The organism is Pseudoalteromonas sp. NJ631 (assembly GCF_000276645.1).
GTDB classification, from domain to species: domain Bacteria; phylum Pseudomonadota; class Gammaproteobacteria; order Enterobacterales; family Alteromonadaceae; genus Pseudoalteromonas; species Pseudoalteromonas piscicida.
The window spans coordinates 164,701-185,351 of sequence record NZ_AKXJ01000007.1 but is presented as its reverse complement, the minus strand read 5'-3'; the positions used below and the strand labels follow the sequence as shown (position 1 = coordinate 185,351).

24 protein-coding genes and 1 tRNA gene are annotated in these 20,651 nt (G+C 43.0%); 21 read left to right on the top strand and 4 right to left on the bottom strand.

Annotation, left to right across the window (positions count from 1 at the left end):
• Positions 1–6 precede the first annotated feature (6 nt).
• The 12 genes from A587_RS0114075 (at position 7) to A587_RS0114020 (ending at position 10,175) form a co-directional block, all read left to right on the top strand.
• Complete coding sequence (locus tag A587_RS0114075) at positions 7–840, top strand: thymidylate synthase (RefSeq protein ID WP_010369327.1); 834 nt, start codon at positions 7–9, stop codon at positions 838–840.
• Positions 841–848: 8 nt separating this feature from the next.
• Complete coding sequence (gene galU, locus A587_RS0114070; RefSeq protein WP_017218099.1) at positions 849–1,733, top strand: UTP--glucose-1-phosphate uridylyltransferase GalU; 885 nt, start codon at positions 849–851, stop codon at positions 1,731–1,733.
• Between the two features lie 87 nt (positions 1,734–1,820).
• Positions 1,821–2,330, top strand: coding sequence for a hypothetical protein (locus A587_RS0114065; RefSeq protein ID WP_017218098.1), 510 nt, complete (start codon positions 1,821–1,823; stop codon positions 2,328–2,330).
• 99 nt (positions 2,331–2,429) lie between these two features.
• Positions 2,430–3,011 (top strand): DUF4402 domain-containing protein, encoded by a 582-nt coding sequence (locus tag A587_RS0114060; RefSeq protein WP_010606289.1) that lies wholly within the window; start codon positions 2,430–2,432, stop codon positions 3,009–3,011.
• Positions 3,012–3,026: 15 nt separating this feature from the next.
• The gene (locus tag A587_RS0114055; protein WP_017218097.1) at positions 3,027–3,473 is read left to right on the top strand and encodes a DUF4402 domain-containing protein; all 447 of its coding nucleotides are present in this window, start codon (positions 3,027–3,029) and stop codon (positions 3,471–3,473) included.
• Between the two features lie 63 nt (positions 3,474–3,536).
• Complete coding sequence (locus A587_RS0114050; protein ID WP_017218096.1) at positions 3,537–4,259, top strand: fimbria/pilus periplasmic chaperone; 723 nt, start codon at positions 3,537–3,539, stop codon at positions 4,257–4,259.
• A gap of 19 nt (positions 4,260–4,278) precedes the next feature.
• Positions 4,279–7,221 carry a hypothetical protein gene (locus A587_RS0114045; RefSeq protein WP_232288071.1) on the top strand — a complete coding sequence of 981 codons (2,943 nt, stop codon included), beginning with the start codon at positions 4,279–4,281 and terminating at the stop codon, positions 7,219–7,221.
• On the top strand, positions 7,208–7,813 hold the full coding sequence (locus A587_RS0114040) for an SPOR domain-containing protein (protein WP_017218094.1): 606 nt from the start codon (positions 7,208–7,210) through the stop codon (positions 7,811–7,813). The genes A587_RS0114045 and A587_RS0114040 overlap by 14 nt, the downstream gene beginning before the upstream one ends.
• Positions 7,814–7,867: 54 nt before the next feature.
• On the top strand, positions 7,868–8,449 hold the full coding sequence (locus tag A587_RS0114035) for a FlgO family outer membrane protein (RefSeq protein WP_017218093.1): 582 nt from the start codon (positions 7,868–7,870) through the stop codon (positions 8,447–8,449).
• 14 nt (positions 8,450–8,463) lie between these two features.
• The gene (locus tag A587_RS0114030) at positions 8,464–9,117 is read left to right on the top strand and encodes a FlgO family outer membrane protein (RefSeq protein WP_017218092.1); all 654 of its coding nucleotides are present in this window, start codon (positions 8,464–8,466) and stop codon (positions 9,115–9,117) included.
• 10 nt (positions 9,118–9,127) lie between these two features.
• Entirely contained in the window at positions 9,128–9,769 is a 642-nt protein-coding gene (locus A587_RS0114025; RefSeq protein ID WP_232288070.1) for a FlgO family outer membrane protein, read from the top strand.
• A 331-nt stretch (positions 9,770–10,100) separates the two neighbouring features.
• Positions 10,101–10,175 (top strand) — tRNA-Arg (locus A587_RS0114020).
• 109 nt (positions 10,176–10,284) lie between these two features.
• Here the strand turns inward: A587_RS0114020 and A587_RS0114015 are convergent.
• A complete protein-coding gene (locus A587_RS0114015; RefSeq protein ID WP_017218091.1) occupies positions 10,285–11,481 on the bottom strand; it encodes a flagellar assembly protein T N-terminal domain-containing protein in 1,197 nt (398 codons plus the stop codon).
• Between the two features lie 204 nt (positions 11,482–11,685).
• Between A587_RS0114015 and A587_RS0114010 the strand changes: the two genes are divergently transcribed.
• Entirely contained in the window at positions 11,686–12,162 is a 477-nt protein-coding gene (locus A587_RS0114010; RefSeq protein WP_010369302.1) for an LPP20 family lipoprotein, read from the top strand.
• Between the two features lie 74 nt (positions 12,163–12,236).
• Here the strand turns inward: A587_RS0114010 and flgN are convergent, their stop codons facing one another.
• The 3 genes from flgN to flgA all read right to left on the bottom strand — a co-directional run bounded on the left by flgN (position 12,237) and on the right by flgA (position 13,761).
• Positions 12,237–12,665 carry a flagellar protein FlgN gene (flgN, locus tag A587_RS0114005; RefSeq protein WP_010369300.1) on the bottom strand — a complete coding sequence of 143 codons (429 nt, stop codon included), beginning with the start codon at positions 12,663–12,665 and terminating at the stop codon, positions 12,237–12,239.
• The gene (gene flgM / locus A587_RS0114000) at positions 12,658–12,981 is read right to left on the bottom strand and encodes a flagellar biosynthesis anti-sigma factor FlgM (protein WP_010369298.1); all 324 of its coding nucleotides are present in this window, start codon (positions 12,979–12,981) and stop codon (positions 12,658–12,660) included. Before flgM ends, flgN begins: the two co-directional genes overlap by 8 nt.
• A 72-nt stretch (positions 12,982–13,053) precedes the next feature.
• Entirely contained in the window at positions 13,054–13,761 is a 708-nt protein-coding gene (gene flgA / locus A587_RS0113995) for a flagellar basal body P-ring formation chaperone FlgA (RefSeq protein ID WP_017218090.1), read from the bottom strand.
• Between the two features lie 140 nt (positions 13,762–13,901).
• On the opposite strand from flgA, the gene A587_RS0113990 reads away from it, so the two are divergent.
• From A587_RS0113990 to flgG, 8 genes are all read left to right on the top strand, one after another.
• Positions 13,902–14,834 carry a chemotaxis protein CheV gene (locus A587_RS0113990; RefSeq protein ID WP_010606301.1) on the top strand — a complete coding sequence of 311 codons (933 nt, stop codon included), beginning with the start codon at positions 13,902–13,904 and terminating at the stop codon, positions 14,832–14,834.
• 15 nt (positions 14,835–14,849) lie between these two features.
• Positions 14,850–15,683, top strand: coding sequence for a CheR family methyltransferase (locus tag A587_RS0113985; RefSeq protein WP_017218089.1), 834 nt, complete (start codon positions 14,850–14,852; stop codon positions 15,681–15,683).
• A 280-nt stretch (positions 15,684–15,963) separates the two neighbouring features.
• Positions 15,964–16,374: a flagellar basal body rod protein FlgB gene (flgB, locus tag A587_RS0113980; protein WP_017218088.1), complete on the top strand. Its 411-nt coding sequence runs from the start codon at positions 15,964–15,966 to the stop codon at positions 16,372–16,374.
• Positions 16,375–16,376: 2 nt separating this feature from the next.
• Positions 16,377–16,808 carry a flagellar basal body rod protein FlgC gene (gene flgC / locus A587_RS0113975; protein WP_010369286.1) on the top strand — a complete coding sequence of 144 codons (432 nt, stop codon included), beginning with the start codon at positions 16,377–16,379 and terminating at the stop codon, positions 16,806–16,808.
• Positions 16,809–16,825: 17 nt separating this feature from the next.
• Positions 16,826–17,509: a flagellar hook assembly protein FlgD gene (locus A587_RS0113970; protein ID WP_010369284.1), complete on the top strand. Its 684-nt coding sequence runs from the start codon at positions 16,826–16,828 to the stop codon at positions 17,507–17,509.
• 41 nt (positions 17,510–17,550) lie between these two features.
• On the top strand, positions 17,551–18,951 hold the full coding sequence (gene flgE, locus A587_RS0113965; protein ID WP_017218087.1) for a flagellar hook protein FlgE: 1,401 nt from the start codon (positions 17,551–17,553) through the stop codon (positions 18,949–18,951).
• 123 nt (positions 18,952–19,074) lie between these two features.
• The gene (locus A587_RS0113960) at positions 19,075–19,839 is read left to right on the top strand and encodes a flagellar basal body rod protein FlgF (protein ID WP_010369280.1); all 765 of its coding nucleotides are present in this window, start codon (positions 19,075–19,077) and stop codon (positions 19,837–19,839) included.
• 16 nt (positions 19,840–19,855) lie between these two features.
• Entirely contained in the window at positions 19,856–20,644 is a 789-nt protein-coding gene (flgG, locus tag A587_RS0113955) for a flagellar basal-body rod protein FlgG (RefSeq protein ID WP_010606305.1), read from the top strand.
• Positions 20,645–20,651: the final 7 nt, after the last annotated feature.

Sequence of the window (20,651 nt, the reverse complement as noted above, 5' to 3'; positions counted from 1 at the left end):
CGAACAATGAAGCAATATTTAGAACTGATGCGCCATGTGCGTGATAATGGCACAAAAAAAGAAGACCGCACGGGCACTGGCACTGTGAGTGTTTTTGGATACCAGATGCGCTTCAACTTGCAAGAAGGCTTCCCACTTGTAACGACGAAAAAGTGTCATCTACGCTCGATTATTCACGAGCTACTTTGGTTCTTGCAAGGCGATACTAACATCAAATACCTAAAGGAAAATGGCGTTAGCATTTGGGATGGCTGGGCAACGGATGAAGGGGACTTAGGGCCAGTTTATGGCAGCCAGTGGCGCTCTTGGACGGGGCCAAATGGTGAAGTTATAGATCAAATCAAAGACGTTGTAGAGCAAATCAAAACCAACCCTGACTCTCGTCGCCTGATTGTGAGTGCTTGGAACCCTGCGCTTTTGCCTGATACTAACTATTCACCCAAAGAAAATGCAGCGATGGGCAAACAAGCGTTGCCACCTTGCCACACGTTATTCCAATTTTATGTACTTGATGGCAAGCTTTCTTGTCAGCTTTATCAGCGCAGCGCGGATATTTTCTTAGGCGTGCCTTTTAATATCGCAAGCTATGCACTGTTAACGATGATGATTGCACAAGTTTGTGACTTAGAAGTGGGTGATTTCGTACATACTTTCGGCGATGCCCATTTATACCTCAACCATATGGAACAAGTTGAAGAGCAGCTAAGCCGAGCGCCGTTTGCGAAGCCACAAATGCAGATCAACCCTCAAGTAAAAGACATATTTGGTTTTAAGTTTGAGGACTTTGAGTTGGTGAACTACGAATGTCACCCGCATATAAAGGCACCGGTCGCGATTTAGGAGCATTTATGAAAGCCGTTATTCCAGTGGCGGGTCTTGGCACCCGCATGTTACCCGCGACGAAGGCCATTCCCAAAGAAATGCTGCCAATTGTCGATAAGCCTTTGATCCAGTATGTAGTAGATGAAGCAGCTGCGGCTGGCATCAAAGAAATTGTACTGGTAACTCATTCAAGTAAAAACTCAATTGAAAATCACTTCGATAAGAGCTTTGAGCTGGAAGCGACACTGGAAAAGCGGGTTAAGCGTCAACTGCTAGAAGAAGTACAATCTATATGCCCCAAAGGCGTTACGCTGATCCATGTGCGTCAAGGTGAGGCTCGTGGCCTTGGTCATGCCATCAATTGCGCAGCCCCTGTGATTGGCGATGAGCCCTTTGTGGTTATGCTGCCCGATGTATTGGTTGATGATGCTGCATGCGATCTAACAAAAGATAATCTTGCTGACATGATCGCGCGTTTTAAAACGTCAGGTAATAGCCAAGTGATGGTAGAAGCGGTAGCGCCTGAACTTGTCTCCCAGTTTGGTATTGTGGACTTGGGAGGAGCAGCGCTCGCGCAAGGAGAGTCGGGCGCCATGCAGTCTATTGTCGAAAAGCCTGAACTGCAAAGTGCACCTTCAAACTTAGCCGTTGTTGGTCGTTACGTACTTAACAAATCTATTTGGCCACTTTTGGCAAAAACACCGTTAGGTGCTGGTGGTGAAATTCAACTGACCGATGCGATTGCTATGTTGATGGAGCGAGAGCAAGTGGATGCATACTCGCTACGTGGAAAAAGCCATGATTGCGGAAGTAAAATTGGCTATTTAAAAGCGATAGTTGAGCACGCGATGCGAAGAGAAGAGTATTCGACTGAGCTTGCTTCTCTTATCGATTCTATTGCAAAAAGTTAAATGTACCGATATTTGCGGTAAAAGCATTTGGTTATTTACCGCGATTTATGTACCATAGCAGAAAATGGATTTTTGTTATAACTTATTGTGAATATTCAGTTTTTTAAACTTTTACTACTCGGCTCTGTAATCACCTTAGGTGGCTGTAGTCATTCAGTTCAGCAGCCCTCGCAGTTAAGTGAGCAACAGCTCAAAAGTATTAAGCGATTGAGCTCGTTAGAAGAGGATCTCTCAAACCTGCTGACTTTGTTAGAGTCTCAAGCTAGCGTCGATAATATCCAAGCAGCATCGACTACTGACGTAGAGGTTAAGCGTTATTCCGCCAGTAAACAAAAGGCGAATCAAACGACTGGAATTCAACTTAAGTTGTTTCCCCTATCTATCAATTCCATGCCTCAAGTTGAGCAACATCAAGCGCTATTAGCGGCAGTAAAGCGAAAGTTTCCTAGTATATTCTCTGAGGCCGAATTTCGAATTCAAGCATTTGAAATGCGGGATTGGGCAACAGTTTCTGGATTAAGATCAACTCAAGAAGCAAAAATCTACTGTAGACTATTTTCTATCCAAAGCATTGATTGTAGGAGATTAATGCTTTAATTTTTACTAAAGTTTTCCCATTTGGGAACGATAAACAATAAGTCACCAAAAAAATGGCATTGCGGTGATGATAAAAATGACTCCTAAAGGAATTTAAAGATGAAAACACTGATTAAATCTGCGCTTGTTGCAAGCTCTATTTCCGCTGCTTTACTTACTTCTTCAGCAATTGCTAAAGATACTGCCCGTCTTGAAGTTAAAGTAGAAGTTAAAAACTTATTTTCAGCGGAAGCTGGTGATCCGCTTGATTTCGGTATCATTCGAGTGCAGGGCGATGCAGCTGATGTCGCCACGATGAAGATTGAGGCGGATCCAACACTGACCGATCCTGAAATTAAGAATACTGGTGACGCAGTAATAAACCTTATTAGTACAGGTGGAGCAGGCTCTATCAATATCACTGATGCAGCGCCAAACACTGAGCTAACGATTACGGTTCCGGCCGCAACTACGGTTGATAGCGTGGGTAATGCCTCTTTTGATTTAAAGGATTTTGAGTTTTATGTGGTAAGTGGTGCACAGCCTAATAGTGAAGTGACAAACAACAAGTTTAGGGTTGATGCAAATGGTGCCGCAACGCTTTCCGTTGGTGCGACATTAAGTACGAAAGCACTTTCTGGAACAGATACGTATGGTGGTGGTGTATACACCAGTAAAGTTGATATCGAAATCGCTTACTAAAACATGTGGCGTTACATGGTACTGGCATTGCTTTTTGCCAGTCACTTGGCCAAAGCTCAAGATATATCGGTCGTTAAGAAATTGAGCTTTGGCACTATTGCGATTATTGACCAAAATAGCGCAGGCACTGTGACAATAGAACCTAATGTTAGGCCACAAACCTCAAGCAATATTCTATTCGTAGAGTTTGGTCATGCGGCAGAAATCCTCTTGACCGATTTTCCTCACAATCGCCAAATTAGCGTCCAATCTACCATTTACAACGACTGGTTTGGCTATTGGAATCTTGGTGCATCCGATGCCTTCCAATTGACTGAGCTGTATCACGAGAAGGCGATTTACACCGATAGTGTTGGGTCTGGTGGGTTTAAGGTCGGTGGTCAATTGCGCTTTGCTGGCAACGGTAAATCGCTATCGGATGGGGTGCAAACCTTGAACGTTGAAATAACTTTGTCTTACTAAATTATGAATAAATTAATATTAACGCTGCTTTTGTTTTGTTGCTGTAAAGTAAGCGCCAATCTGATGATCACCCCAACACGGGTTGCTTTCGAAGAGCGTCAGAGAATTGAGAGGGTTACAATCATTAATAATGGTGATGTGACCAAATCTTATCGACTTGAATTTCAAGAGAAGCTAGCACTTAAAGAAGGTGGTTATGCCAACTTTGCCGAGCAAAAAATGAACCCTATGGCTGCAAGCCATTTCATCCGTATTTCACCTAGGCAAGTAACACTAGGGCCTGGTGAGCGTCAGGTAATAAAGCTGGCTGTGCGCAGAAAGGCGAATATGGAACAAGGAGAGTATCGCTCACATTTGCTTTTTAGGGAGCTGCCGAATAATAAAGGCAAGCTGCAAGAAGGTATCAATATTGACGTGCTGATGAGCTATAGCATTCCGGTGATGCTACGAGTTGGCGATGCGAACCCGCAAGTACAGCTTGAGGATGTCATTGTAAGCAACGCGAAAAATGGTCGTCAGGCAATTACGGTACTACTGAATCGAACTGGGAAATATAGTAGCTTTGGCGAACTATCCGCTTATTGGCAGGGGAAAAATGACGTTAAACCAGTGCGGATCGGAGTATTAAATAAGTTTGCCGTATATCCAGAGCTTAATCAAAGGAGTGTAGAATTTTCGATAGACCCTGCAATCAAGCTCGGGCCATCAGGCAAGGTCTTAATCAAGTATGTGGGTGATGAGGAGTACACTGACCGCACCTTTGTAGATGATTCGGTATCTTTGTAGTTTAGGGTAAGCGAACGTAATGAGAGCCCCCGCTATTTGGCGCACGTTACTAATAGGCATACTATGCTATCAACCTGCTATGGCATCGCAGGTTGATACTTTGCAACAGCTATTTGAACGGGTTGAACGAGTGAAAGCAAAACTTGCGATACAGCAAAGTGAGCGGGTGGTCTCTCGGGTTGATGTTGGTACGGAACTGTTTTTATCCGCCTATAAAGGGAATTTATATTTAGGTGAAGTGATCGCGGTGACGTCGGAACAAGGCGTCAATGTGGAACTCTTGAGCTTGTTTTCAGCTTTGGGGTTTGTGGTATCAGAAGATGTGTCAGGAACTTTTGATGGCTGGTTCTTCACACCTGAAAACACTTTTAGTCTTAATGCCAAAGCGCTTTTAGTTGAGAGCAAAGGACAGCGAACACAATTGAGTGATAAGGACGTTCAGGTTATCAATGGTGAGGTATTTCTCGCCGATTATATCGTTGCGACCTTATTCGATGTGAGCCTGTTTACCGATATACAGGATTTATCTCTTACGGTTAAAAGTAGGCAAGTTCTGCCAATAGAAGCGCAGCAACAGCGATTAGGAAGAGAGGTTGTTAGCTTTGACCGCAATGCCAGCGCAACATTACCGTGGCGGTCAAGTCCTTATCAAAGCATCGGTAAACCAGTGTTGGATGCTCAGATAAATGCGCAGGTGACTGAAGACATTAGCCAGATGTCTTATTCCCTTATTGGCTCGCAAGACATCGCCTATTGGCAAGCTCAGTACTTTATTGCTGGTAGAGAAGGGGATGTGATTAATCGTTCGCGATTATCCCTCAACCGTGCTTCTAAAAAAGCCGATGTTTTACCGTTTGGCAACTTTACCAAGGTATCGCTCGGTGATGTCCAGAGTGTTCAAGTTGGAATTGATGCGCTAAATGAAGAAGGGCGAGGAGTGAGCTTCAGTAACGCGCCGTTAGATAGGCGTACGAACCGTCAGCGCATTGTCATCTCAGGTCCTGTTCAGGTAGGGTGGGACGTAGAGCTTTATCGAAATGGATTGCTAATAGGACAAGAAAATAATGTCCAATCTGGGCGCTATGAGTTTGAAAATATTGATTTACTATTTGGTGAAAATACCTTTGAACTGGTGATGTATGGAGGCCAAGGTCAAGTATCAAAAGAAGTGCAGACCTATTATGTTGAACAGAGCACTGTAAATGAAGGTGAAGGCTTTTTTGCCGTATCAATTACTGAGACGGGCAAAAGTATACTGGGCGACAAGACTGCGGAATCAGGAGCATCAAGCTGGCAAGTAAATGGTCGATTTGACTACGGTCTTACTAAAAACTTTGCGGTGTATGCAGGTTTGCAGCATCGTCAAGGTGTGAAAAATAGCGCCTCGGAACAGTACTTTTCTACAGGGTTTAACACCAATATTAATAAACGACTATTACTGGATGTTGACTATAGTAAGAGCGAAGCGAACCAACGTCTATCTGCAAATACTCGAACCCGTCTATTTGGCCAGCAGGTAGGTGCTAAATTTGAGCTAAAGGAAGATTTAGAACGGGATGAAAATGCGACCGAGATAAAATTAACGGCGGCGGGAGATTGGTCTCTTTTTGATGCCGCTAAGATTTACTATCGTGCTGAATACTTTCAGCTTAATAGAGCTAATATAGACACCACCGAGCAAGCGTCGCTACTGTTTAGTACGGGTAATTATTGGGGCACTTTCAGTAACCAATTTGTGTGGCAAGAGCAGACAAATCAAGCCAGCGATGTGAGTGGCTACTTGCGCTGGCAGCGCAGGGTGTTTGGGATATATAGTCGCTTTACTACTTGGTATGACATAAAACCTTCTAATGAAATTACATCCGCAGAGCTAGAGTTGAGCAAAGAACTAAGTCCTGAGCTTGATCTTGGCATTACCTTATACAAAGACTTTGCTGCCGATTACAATAAAACTGAACTTGGATTGAGCTGGAACCATGAGAAGTTTAGGTTGTTAACAGACTTGCAATACGATAACGATGATAACTGGCAAGTAGGCCTCTCTGGACAAGTAAGTATCGGAGCGGGCGAATCCATAGATCAGGTTTTTTTAACTGGCAAACGCTTGTCGCAGTTTGGCTCTTTGATGGTTCGTGCTTTTATCGACCAAAATAATAACGGCTATCTTGACGATGGGGAGTTACCGCTGAAGGGGGTAACTATAAAAGCATTACAAAACTTTGCACAAGGTAAAACTAACGACGATGGTGTGGCTCTATTACCCGCAATGGTTAATTACAAACGAACAGATATTATTGTTGACAAAGAAACGATCCCCGAACCCTTTTTAATTCCCGCTAACGATGGCTTTTCATTCACTCCAAGACCCGGTCATATTGAATATGTTGAAATACCATTTGTAAACTCGTCGGAAGTTGAAGGTATTGTTGAAATCAATGAGGGTACTGAGCGCCGACCTGCAGGGTTCACCACCGTGAGTTTACTTGATGAAACGGGTAACGAAGTCGCGCGCACTCAGACGGCATATGACGGCTACTATGTATTTACTGGTTTGAAGCCTGGGACTTACCGTACAGCGATAAGTGATGCGAAAAGGCTCGCGGTAGCCAGTACTCAACAGATAGAAGTGGAGTTAAGTGCAGAGGGAGACTTACTGCTTGATGTAAATCACGAACTACAACGACAGCGCGCAACCACGCAAGAGTTTGCTGTAGCTGGACGCTTCAAGACATTAACGATATTAAAAGTGTATGCGGCGATTTTGGCTAAGCGTTATCCCGCGTTATTAAGCGGTGGTTTTGGGTATGCGCAAAAAGAAGGCGACGCCACTTATTTACTTATATTAAGAGATGACGCCACACAAAATGCGGCAAATATTTGCCAAAATCTACTTCCCTTCAAAGTTTCTTGCACAGTGGAAGCCTTAACTATTTATGAAAGAGAAAACAATGCAATCAATTAAGTGGCACCTCATTATGCTCAGTTTCGTTGCGTTAAGTGGTTGCCAAGCAACTGCGAGCAAGAGTCAACTTGACTCATTACAAATGAAGAAGCAGATATCTTTATTGGAACAGCAGGTAAGCACCTTACAACAAGAAGTAGAGCAGCTCAGAGCGCTAAAACAGCAGGTTGCTAGGTTTGAAGAAGTGCAGGAAGATTTAGATGTTATTGCGATGCAGCTATCAAATTCGCTTGCAAAGCAAAAGGATGCTGAGCTTTTAGCAGAGCAACCCGAGCAAGTGATAGAGCAAAAAACAAAGCCCACCGAGAAACAAGAACAGCCTGTAGAGATAGCTGAATTTGCAATTCAATTGGCCTCTACAACGGAATATACCAAGCTTAGGCAAACCTACGAGCAACTCAAGGATAAGTTACCGCAAGACTTTGCAACAAGCGAAGTGAATATCGAGCAAATAGATATTCAAAATACGAAATATTATCGGCTCAAATTAGGTGCATTTGCAGATAAGGCCTCTGCATACAAAGGTTGCCAGCAGCTTAAGCGTGCAGGTTTAATCTGTTTGGTTAGTCATTACACCAGTCATCGACTTTAAAACTTGGTGCGTATTTTGCATTTTATCCAATAAGTTTATCGTGGGCTTGGTGAAATGAAATATCTAGCACTCATAGTGATTATGTTGTTGGCGGGGTGTACAAACAGCCAACTGGTCGGCAAAAGAGAAGCGACCCAGCAGCAAGAAATCTTACCTGACTTAGATGGGTTTGGCGCTCAGTTAGCCGCGGAACTCGGGCAGTATGTACGGCCGTTCAAGCCGAATTCAACGCTTGCTGTGACGAGCTTTTTTAAAGCAAATCAGCTGGATGATACCGTTGCTGGGCAAGGTTCAGGCTTGAGCGTGGCCTTGCAAGAATCCCTCATGACCCATTTAAGTCAAATGGGGGCAGATGTCGTGGAATATCGACTCAGAAACGCTTTATCTTTACAAAGTTCTGCCGATAGTATGTTAAGTCGAGAATTGAATGTGCTGAATCAGCGCCAGAAAATTGACCTCGTGGTGGTTGGGACAATCGTAGAAAGTCGAGATACCTATTTGGTCAATGCGCGGCTGGTTGATACGTTACATAATCGAGCCGTCTCAGCCGCATCAATCAGCATACCTAAAGCTGTGATGTGGGGTACGGAGCGTGTCACAAATCGTGACGGTCAGATTATACGAAGCCAATATTAGTGGAGATGAAAGTAATGAAAAAAGTATTAAGTTTGGTTTTGCCGCTTTCATTGATGGTTGGCTGTGCTCAGAGTAACTTTTTTGCGGTGGATAATGCTCAGGCTGAGCCCGTGCGTAATGGCTTTGAAAAATCTTCGATGTATCAAAGTAACCCAAACGGTATGAAGCAATTTTCTGTTTCTCAGCAAATGGCTGGTAAAAATGTCACTCACTATGTCCAATCTATTATGCAAGACATGGTTGCAAACTTGAAACACGTGAATGAGAAAACACCGGTAGCAGTGACAAGCTTTGTATTTTTAGATAAAGAATTTGATAAAGGTTCCTTGCTGGGTAACCAGTTGGCTGAAAGCTTTATCCATGAGCTTCATGCGTTTGGGATCCCTGTTGTGGACTTTAAAACAACAGACTATATCCGGGTGACACCTGAAGGCGATTTTATTTTTAGTCGTGACTTTTTAGAGCTATCTGACGACCATCCTTTTTTGTATGTGCTAGGTGGTACTTTGGTGAATCATCAGGGTGGAGTTATGGTTAATGCCAGAGTGGTTGGGCTTAGAAGTAAAAGTGTCGTGGGTTCTGCTCAAGGCTTTTTACCGCAGAACGTAGTTAACGCCCTACAAGATGGTGCGGCATACGATGGCATTCGTATAGAGCGTGCGAACTAATTCGGAGGCGATGATGAAAAACGTAGTGCTATTCGCGACGACACTCGCATTACTCGGTGGTTGCGAAGTGACAAATCAGGCGACTCCTGAATCTACAGAAACGCAGCAATCCGATATGGAAATATTATATGCCATGATGGAAGAGCAAGAGCGTAATGAAGATTCACAAGCGGCGATATCGCAAGATATTGGCTTCGTTAGCTATCGTCATCGCAAAGAAATTGCTAACTACGCCAATCAAATTGCGTTGGAACTGTCAGATACTGTGTTAGGGCAAAAGCCTGAGTCGATAGCGGTAGCTAGTTTTGTTAACTTTAATGAATCATTAAGGGATACAAACCAGCTAGGAAACCAATTGGCTGAGTCTTTAATGCATCAAATGCAAAAGCTGGGTTATCAAGCATTAGACTTTAAAGCATTGGGGAAAATTGAAGTGACATCCAGTGGTGATTTGACTTTTTCGCGTAACGCAAGCCGCTTGAAAAACACGCAATCGCCCAGTCATTTGCTGACAGGCACTATGGTTTATCGTCCACGAGGCGTGGAGGTGAACGCAAGGTTGTTAGAGTTTAACACTAACTTAGTGATCGCAAGCACGGTGGTGACCATCCCGTATTTTATCCTTGATGATCAGGCAACCGCTTCAAGGTAGTACTTCAAATAGCGTTTTTAGAAGAAATACCGTTTAGGTTTTATTAAACGAAGAACTATCCTACTTCTTACTCACACCTCAAGCGAAGTAACTGATAGCGCAGTAGTGGGTCTTAACTGCTGCGTATTCACCTACTGAACCACCTCATTTATTATCGCGAATAAATTGACTATTAATCTTTAAAAGTTCATTAAGATCAGTATACTAAAGCGAAGTCACTGAGATGCAGTACAACAGAGAATCGACAACTCCAGACTTTCATGGGTATTAAGTAATGTAGATCCCGCTAGTGAAGGTCAAAAAAGGCGATTGTTATCTGACTTTAGAGATTGTCCCCATAGTTTAATGGATAAAACAAGGCCCTCCTAAGGCTTAGATGTAGGTTCGATTCCTACTGGGGACGCCATTGGTATCATTTCTGTGTGGAATGACCAAAGTAAATGGGAGGTGGAAGCATGATGCAGAGGGGGTAAAGTCATCGAAATTCTTGCCTTTTGCTGCAGGAAGGCTCTGCCTTACAATTCAAACTCATTTTCATTTTCTATTTGAATTTCAACCAAATCATTAATTTGCACATTGTGAAGTGGGCGATTACTGATATTTACCGCAATGGCGTTTTGAGCGTTCACTTGGATCACTTGCAGCTTATTAATGGTTTTAATTTGATGCATAAATATTTTACCATCGACATTAGTCAGCGGATTACTATGTGCTACGTTAAGGATCTGGCCATTCTCTAAGCCATGCATGCGGCCCAAATTAATAACGACTTGTTCATCATCGATATGTAGGATTTTGCCATTGGTAGGTAAGCAGGCGACCGCTGCGTTTAAATCAGTTGCGATTTGTGTCAGCGTGGTTTGGATCTCATCAGCATAATCTGTCTGCCAAAAGCGCTCACTGTACACATCAATTAATTTGGTTTTCTTAAACGGCCACACGCCTTGAGTGGCATATTGTTTTTGCCACACCCTTTCATGAGAAAGTGCATCAAACAGCGCAAAGTCTACCTTGAAGCTTCTTAAGTATTTATCGCTTTGCCAAAATGCGAGGTCACTATTAAGTTTATCGACACTAGCAACATCAGTAATTTGACTCAGTAGTACAAATTGGCTGTTGGTATTTGCTGTAATGGTCTCGATTAGCTGTTCATTATAATCAAAACGTTGACTGAAAAAGCGGCTAACATCTATGGTCTGTGCAAAATAGGGAACGGGTTCTAAGCTCGACTTTTGTTCAGTCATAGTCTGGTATAGGCGCTCGCTCACCGCTTTATTTACGTCAAAAATTTGACCTAAAGTTGCTTGATGTTTATTTTTTAACTGGCTTTGTGTGACTGCAACCTGTTTATTGTATGCACTAGTTGGGCACTGAGCACTTTGTGGGGTAATATCGATATGCAATGTTACTTGCCATGAGTCACCGACTTTTGCTTCAGCAATCACGTTGGCGCTCTGGATTTCGGCATTTGAGCGGATCTTAAGTTGATCTTGGGTGAGCACACCATCGGTGACGGTTTGTACACTACTCACAGAAGCACCAGAAAACAGCAATGCTTGTGTGATGGCGTCGTTTACGGCCTTTCTTTTGGCTTTTTGATGATCGCCATTTTTAACGTCAGCCATGCCGGTAACTTCAAACCATTCGGCATAAGCAGGATTAGTTAAGGTGATACACAACAGTGATAGACTGATCGTGAATTGCTTTTTCATGTTTAAATGCCCAGATCAAAAACTACCTTTTAACTCAGCAATACCTGTGCCAAATTTTGGCAAGGTTCGTGCATAATCATATTTTATGAAAGTTAATCTTATTTATTGCCAATACTCGATGAAACCACAACAACCCTTGCGAGACCAAGATGCTGGGGAAGCGTTAAATTTTGATTGGTATTTATTGTAGCGGAGTGTAGTGAAATGCGTATCACTAATTCTATCAGTGCAGTTGTTATGGTTTGCTCGTTAGCGGGACTCAGTGGCTGTTCAAGCCTCGTTGACAAGCACATTGAATATGAAACGGTGCAACCGGAAACCTTTCCTGTTTTACGGGCTGTGGGGTACGCGCCTTTGAGTGCTCAGCCGGGTAAAACTGCGGGTGAGAAGCAACTAATGGCTATTAAAGTCTCAAAATTAGAAGCGTATCGTGAATTGGCTGAGCAACTGTATGGCCAGAATTTGACATCCACTATTACGGTAAAAGGGGCGGTTGCGCAAAACGACGGCCTTAAGAGCCAAGTAAATGGACTCGTTCGAGGGGCTAAGGTGCTGAAAAGTTACGCTGTTGGTGATACTTACACGACGGAATTAGAGCTTGATATGAAACGCGTTTATGATTTGTATATTACTCAAGTCAAGCCGCAGAAAATTAAGAAGATATCTTATAGTTTTAAGTAAGCACTCATCACATGTCGCTTACTTAATATGCTGCATTTCGGTTGTTCTTCAATACTGAAATATGATTGGCGTGGCTACGCCTTTAGGTTACGTACTAACTCACTGTCGCTACTTTTAACACTACCATCCTGACCATATGTAATCGAAGTTGGTGCGCCAATTAAGATCCCTTTTAATTCACGTGTGCTTACATTCGCCTGATGAGCAGTTTTAGCATTGATTTCATTTTTGGTTTGGCATTCACTGAGTAGTGCTCGCACTTTAGTAACGAGCGGGGCTACTTCATTGTGTTCAAAGACGTGAGACTCTGTTTTTGACAATTCATTGTCGAGCTTTTGCAGTTTTGAAATGAGAGTTAGCTTTTCACGAGCGATTTCTTTTAAGTTGTCGCCACGCCGAGATGCAAGCTCGTCAAGCTCACGCGCCAGAAGCTGGGTCATCGCTTCTAGCGTTGAGATTTGTTCAGAAAGTTTGTGGTGGCAAAGCCGAACCAAATCATCCATATATTTCGAACTCAAATGCAGCTATGTTTTTGGCGAGTTTTTCCGCGTCAACTTGGTACTTGCCTTCTGCAATCGCTTTTTTCAATTCTTCGACTTTCTTGTCGTCAAAGCCTGATGATTGCTGCGCTTTTTCGTTGACTGTTTTCAGCTGTTGCGCTTGTGGAGTCAGACTGACTGAATCCGCAGCTGCTTTTGGTGTAGCAGGTGATTTAACTGATGCGCTGTTGGCATCATTTCTTTGCAATTCAGCTTTCTGTTGCTTAACATTATTAGCAACGGATGTAGACTGATTCTGACCGTTAACTTGATTAACCATGATTGTAGACCCAATAAAATTATACTCTCAGCCTTGTTATCGGCGTTTAATAGTATTACTTTAGCAAATTTTTTATAAATTCACCTCTACTGTTTCCACTTCTATTACTCTAGCACGTAAGGTTTTGCCAGAGCGAGTGTTTTTAATATTAATCAGTTCACCTCGGTTGCCATCTTGCTGCGCTTCTCCTTGAGTTTTGATTACGAGTCCACCTGATTTGGCAATAATCGTTACAGTATCGCCTTTGCAGACCATGCAAATATGAGCTTGGGTAAAGGCTTGGCCTTCTCTTATATTGCGTTTACTTCTGCTGCCTATTAGTATCGACTTATCTTCTATATAGGAAACTCTACGAAAACGTTTTGGCTGATATTCTATTTTTACATCTTCATCCTGAATAACACGGCCTTTCTCTAACATGGTCGCGCTAACCAATATAGGGAAGAGGTGATCGATACGCACATGGACGTATTGAGTCCAGCTGAGAGTATCGTTGCATCTAATTTGCACTGTCACTTGAGTGTCAAAAGGTGGAGCCATCGCAGTACTATATTGCAGTGGCAACTGACAATCCCGTGCTGGAATTCTTGAATCAAGTGGTATAGCGGTCAGTGATAGCTGGCTGTCGGGATCTTGCTCTACATTCGGTTCAACAAATTCTATTGCGCTTTGTTCTAAAGTTTTGTTGTCATATTGCTGACAATAACCATAGTCAACGCCTATAAAATAAGCGAACAAACAAAAAAACTGAATGTAATGGGTTTTTTTTAACAAACTCATGATGTTTCGACTATGCTTATGGGGTGAAACAAGGTATAAAGATTCTGCTTTAATAACTGCACCTAATCAAGGGTGGTAAACCATATCAGAGTCGAAGCAAAGATCGTTCCGATTAGCGGTTTATACAGTAGGAGATTGAAATGGCAGGTATTTTAGACTCGGTTAACCAACGTACACAGCTGGTTGGACAAAACCGTCTCGAGCTATTACTTTTTCGACTTCAAGGTCGACAGCGCTTCGGCATTAATGTTTTCAAAGTCCGAGAAGTGCTTCAATGTCCAGCATTGACAAGCATGCCCAAGTCAAACCCGCTTATCCGAGGGGTTGCTCATATTCGAGGCCAAACTATATCCGTAATTGATATGTCACTTGCGGTAGGTGGACCTCCTATTCAAGATATTCGTAACTGTTTTATTGTGATTGCAGAATACAACCGTTCAGTCCAAGGTTTTCTAGTCAGTGCAGTAGAACGCATTGTGAATATGAACTGGGAAAAAATAATGCCACCGCCATCAGGGGCAGGTCGTTATTCCTATTTGACAGCGGTTACAGAAATTGAAAATGAGCTAGTTGAAATATTGGACGTAGAAAAGATCCTTAATGAAATTTGCCCAATCAACACAGAAGTCAGTGCTGATATTGTCTCTGATGGTGAAATGCAAAAAGATTTAGGCGAACGTATTGTATTTATTGCTGATGACTCTGCGGTTGCTCGTAATCAGGTCAAACGTGCATTGGAGCCATTAGGTGTTCAGACTGAGCTTGCGAAGAACGGCAAAGAAGCACTTATTAGGCTTCGCGAAATTGCGGAAATGGACTGTCAAAATAATGTCACCGAGCGAGTAGGGCTATTAATTTCTGACGTTGAAATGCCGGAAATGGATGGTTATACGTTAACGGCTGAAATAAAAGCTGATCCAAAATTAGCGCCATTGCATGTGATACTCCATACTTCACTGAGTGGCGTATTTAATCAGGCCATGATTGAGAAAGTGGGCGCTGATGATTTTATTGCTAAGTTTAACCCAGATGAATTAGCTTCAGCGGTTAAAAAATGGGTTCATTGTGATTAAAGCTGGTGGTAGCACTTGGAAAATAAGCATTTAGAGCAAAAAGAGTACGACCAATTTAGAACCTTTTTGGAGCAACAGTGCGGTATTGTACTGGGTGACAATAAATTGTACTTGGTCAAAAGCCGGCTTGCTCCTCTGATGGCTCGCTTTGGTGTGGAAACACTTTCGTCCTTAGTAGCTAAGACACTCAGTCCCCATGAGCGGCAATTGCGTGCCGCTGTGGTGGATGCGATGACAACGAATGAAACACTTTGGTTTAGGGATACTTATCCGTTCGAGCTAATTAAATCGAAAATCTTACCAGAGTTTAAAGACTTGAGACGCCCTGTTAAGATTTGGTCGGCGGCAAGTTCATCAGGACAAGAGCCATATTCAATCGCGATGTCTGCGAGTGAATATGTGAGTAAAAGCCCTGGTGCGCTGAAAATGGGTGTTCAGATTACCGGTACGGACATTTCTAATACAATGCTGGATATGTGTAAGAATGCTGAATATGACGCGTTGGCGTTGGCGCGGGGGTTATCGCCTGAGCGCAGAAAGAAGTTCTTTATGGATAGTGGCAATGGAATGGCTAAGGTTGTTGAACCGATCCGTAAAATGGTCAGTTTTAGACATTTAAACCTGCTAGATTCTTATGCATTGATGGGTAAGTTTGATGTAATTTTCTGCCGTAACGTCCTGATATACTTTTCACCGGAAGTGAAAGCCAAAATCATTTCGCAATTTGCTCAGTCGTTAAATCCTAATGGTTATTTGTTTTTAGGTGCGTCAGAATCGATGGCGGGTTTAAGTGACGACTTTAATATGATCCGTTGTAATCCTGGTATTATCTATCAGAAAAAGACTTAATATTCACATATAGCGGCAGGGACGTTCGCTATAATTAGGTATTGAATATTTGTACTCAGTCGCAGTTCCAGTGTCTATACTAATTAACCTTGGGTTTTCTAAGTTCAACCGCTGACTCTTCAGACGCTTCCTCTTATTTATTTCACTCCTCAATATTGGCTCAAGTTTAATTATTCCAAAAATACAATGTAACACATTGAAAATTAATGAATAAATTTGACTTTAAAACTGGCCTAAAGATTGCTTTATCATACCAGAGTCAATTTTTTGGAGTCAGATAATGGCAATTAGTTTCGATAAAGCGTTGGGTATACATCAGCATACGATGCTGCTGCGCTCACAGCGCGCTGAAATTCTAGCAAGCAATATCGCAAACGCAGACACTCCAGGATACAAAGCTAAAGATATTGACTTTGCTAGTGCTTTAAAAGCGGCAAAGACAATGCAAAGAAGCGGCAATGATATGGTTAGAACAGATGCAAAACACCTCACTGGTGGTACCAAAATGAGTAATTCATCTGAGCTATATCGTTCGCCAAATCAAGCAGATACAGGTGATGGTAACTCAGTTGATATACAAGTGGAACGAAACTTGTATGTACAGAATGCATTAGAGTACCAAGCCAGTTTGCAATTTCTTGGTGGTAAGTTCAGTAGCCTTAAGAAGGCACTCGGCGGACAAGGGGCATAATTATGAGTTTATATAACGTTTTCGATATTGCGGGTTCAGGAATGAGCGCACAGAATGTGCGACTTAATACCACCGCAAGTAATATCTCGAACGCAAACTCAGTGAGCTCTAGTCAGGATACTGTGTATCGCGCTAGACACCCTGTATTTGCCGCTGAACTTTCCAAAGCTGCAGCTTCCCAGAACAATGTTGCGGGATCTTCAGTTGGAGTAAAAGTCTTAGGTGTGGTTGAGAGCGACAAGCCGCTTCAAGTTGAATACAACCCAAACCACCCAAGTGCTGACGCAAATGGCTACATTTATAAACCGAATGTGAACGTGGTAGAGGAGATGGCAAATATGATTTCTGCTTCTCGCTCTTACCAAACCAATGTTCAAGTTGCAGATGCTGCAAAGCAAATGCTTAGTAAAACATTGCAACTAGGCCAGCGCTAAATTGGGAGTAACAGCTGATGAGTAATAATGTAAATGCCACTTCTTCAACGGGTGTAGATTCACTCTACTGGGATAGGCAAAAACAGGCCGAGGAGAAAAAGCCCAGAGATGAGCTATCGCAAGAAGATTTCTTCTCGCTGCTTACTCAACAGCTCTCTTTCCAAGATCCAAGTAAGCCTGCGGACAACGATCAAATGATCGCGCAGATGACAAGTTTTACTATGGCCGAGGGGATCTCAAAGTTAAATGAAAACTTTGACTCGTTGGCTGCATCAATGACTTCTAACTCGGCGCTTCAAGCATCAACGCTGATTGGTAAAAAAGCATTACTCGAATCAACGACGTTAGAACATGGCGACGATGCACTTACCAAAGGCTCGGTGATTGTACAGGAACCAGTTCAGAATCTATCAGTGGGTATCTATGATGAATCTGGAGCGCTTGTTAAGACGCTTGAGTTTGGCGAACAAAGTGTGGGCGCAGTGCGATTCGATTGGGATGGTAAGAATAAAGATGGCGAGATGATGCCCCCTGGTGAATACACCATAAAAGCGGAAGGCATGATTGAAGGTGAATATCAGACTTTACCTTCGGCCACATTTAGAAATATAGACAGTGTTAATGTTAATGGTGCTAACGGCATCGTCATTAATACCAAAGAAGGCGCGGTGCGCTTAACTGATATTGCTGAAATAGCATAGTAGTTTTAAAGAATTAACCTTAAGAACTTAGAGGTGAGAGTATGAGTTTCAATATAGCACTGACAGGTATTGCCGCCGCGCAAAAAGACTTGGACGTAACAGCAAATAACATTGCTAACGTGAATACGACGGGTTTTAAAGAATCTCGCGCAGAATTTGCTGATGTTTACGCGTCTTCGGTTTTTAGCTCTGGCAAAACGAAAAATGGTGATGGTGTACAAACTACCATGGTAGCGCAGCAGTTTCACCAAGGTTCATTAAAGTTCACGCAGAATTCGCTAGACTTGGCGATTGAGGGCGAAGGCTATTTTGCCATGTCAAACTCTCTTCAATCACAGGATTTTACGTATTCTCGAGCTGGTGCATTTAAATTAAATAAAGACAACTTTATCGTGAATGCAAAAGGTGACTACTTGCAAGGCTTCCCTGTTGATCCATCAACAGGTGATACAACGTCTTTGAGTCTAAGTACAACATCGCCAGTTCAAATTCCAGATGCATCGGGTTCACCTCGAGCAACGTCGCAAATCTATACTTCATTTAATCTAGATGCAACGGCGCAGCCACCTACGATTGCATTCGATCCGACGCAAAGTGCATCGTATAACTCAAGAACGGCAATTACGGTATATGACTCATTGGGAGAGTCGCACACGTTACAACTGTTCTTTAGAAAAACAGCGGATAATCAATGGTCAACTTATGCAACAATGGACGATAAGCCATTTAACCACAATGCGCAGCAAATTGACCCAACTGCTACGCCACCAGTGCCATTCACTCCAGTAAGCGTATTTCGTTTTGATGCAAGTGGTATTCCTTCACAAACAGCGGATGATCCATCAGCTTCACCACTGACATTTAGTAACAATACGGGTACGACGTTTAACCCGCTTAGTCTTGCAGGTCCTCAAGATGTGACGGATCCAACTATTGGTATGTCAAACCTGTTAGAAAACGGCGCAACCTTCCCGAATGATATTGTTGTTAACTGGCGTGATGAAGCAAACACGGCTCAGAAGTTACCAACACAATATTCATCAGGTCGGTTTGAAGTGAAAGCACTGGAACAAGACGGTGCAACCGTTGGTCGATTAGCTGGCATTGATATTGGTACCGATGGTAAAGTAGTAGCTTCATACACTAACGGTGACTCGACTTTCCTAGGGCAAGTCGCGCTCGTACGCTTCCCGAATTCTCAAGGCCTCCAAGCGATTGGTAATACTGAGTGGAAGAAAAGCCTATCTTCCGGTGAGCCACTAGCAGGCGAGCCAAACACAGGTACGCTTGGTGGTATTAGTTCATCGGCATTAGAGCAATCGAACGTCAACCTCACAAACGAGTTAGTTGACCTTATCAGTGCCCAGCGTAACTTCCAAGCGAACTCTCGAGCGCTTGAGGTTAACTCAACATTACAACAAAATATATTACAGATCCGATAATATATTATGCCCTCCAAAGGCTGCTACAAAGGCAGCCTTTTTTATGCCCGTCAAAAACATCTCATCACTTTGGCACTGTGTTTGCATTAACTAGATTAAGTTTGAATTTTATAGGTCATCGTCATGGATAAAATGGTGTATATCGCAATGTCAGGCGCTAAGCAGAGCTTACGCGGTGTGGCACTCAAAGCGAATAACCTTGCTAATGCCAACACGACTGGCTTCAAAGCAGATTTTGCTCAAGCGCGTTCAATGCAGGCATTCGGAGAAGGGTTACCCTCTCGGGTTTTTGCTATGCAAGAACGTCCAGGTACTAATATGACTGGTGGTGCAATCGTTGAAACTGGTCGTGAGCTTGATATTGCAGTAGATGATAAGTCATGGATCAGCGTCGTTGATGCGTCTGGCGAAGAAGCTTACACCAAAGTCGGCACGCTCAACATTCGTAATGACGGTGCGTTAGTCACAGCTCACGGGCGTCAACTTATTGGCGAAGGTGGACCTATTGTCTTACCTATCCCCGTTGATAAAGTGGTGTTTAGTGACGATGGTTCTATTCAAGTGCGTCCACAAGGTGCCCCCGCTAACTTTCTTGAGGTGGTTGATAGGCTTAAAATTATTGAAGCAGATAATAGTAAGCTACAAAAAGGCAATGACGGCCTGTATAGACCAAAAGAAGATAAGCTAGAAGATGGGATCTGTGGCTTTTGTGAAATATCTCCAACTGCAAAAGTAATGAGTGGCTTCTTAGAGATGTCCAACGTCAATCCCGTTCATGAGATGGTGGATATGATCAACCATCAAAGACAATTTGAAATGCAAATTAAGCTGATGAAAACAGCTGAAGAAATAGATGAGCGACACACTTCGCTCCTACGCATAGTTTAAGAGTGAGGTAGAGATTATGAATCCGGCATTGTGGATAAGTAAAACAGGTTTAGATGCTCAGCAAACTGATATTTCAGTTATTTCGAACAACTTAGCAAACGCCAGTACCGTCGGTTACAAAAAGAGTCGGGCGATATTCGAAGACTTACTGTATCAAAACATTAATCAACCAGGTGGCCGCAGCTCTCAAGATACAGAATTACCGTCTGGTTTGATGCTTGGTGCAGGTGCCAAAGTAGTCGCCAACCAAAAGAACTTTTCTCAAGGTAATATGTTAAGTACCGAAAATTCTTTGGATTGGATGATTCAAGGTCCGGGCTTTTTTGAGATTCAGATGCCAGATGGCACAACCGCGTATTCAAGAAATGGTCAGTTCACGACGGACGAAGAGGGGCGGATAGTTACCTCTGGTGCAGGTTTCCCTGTGTTACCTGAGATGAACGTCCCCGATGATGCACAGTCAATTACTATTTCTCAAGATGGTGAAGTATCGGTGCGCGTTGCAGGACAAGCTGAAAACGTTGTTATCGGGCAGTTGACGATCAGTGATTTTATTAATCCATCAGGTCTTGAACCGATTGGACAAAACTTGTACACGGAAACTGCGGTAAGTGGTGCACCAGTGCAAGGTAATCCAAGTGTTGAAGGGCTAGGTAAGATTGTGCAAGGCGCACTTGAGACGTCAAACGTTAATGTGACCGAAGAGCTTGTAAATCTAATCGAAACACAGCGCGTGTATGAGATGAACTCAAAAGTGATTTCAACGGTAGATCAGATGCTGAGCTACATTAATCAACAGTTGTAATTGGGTA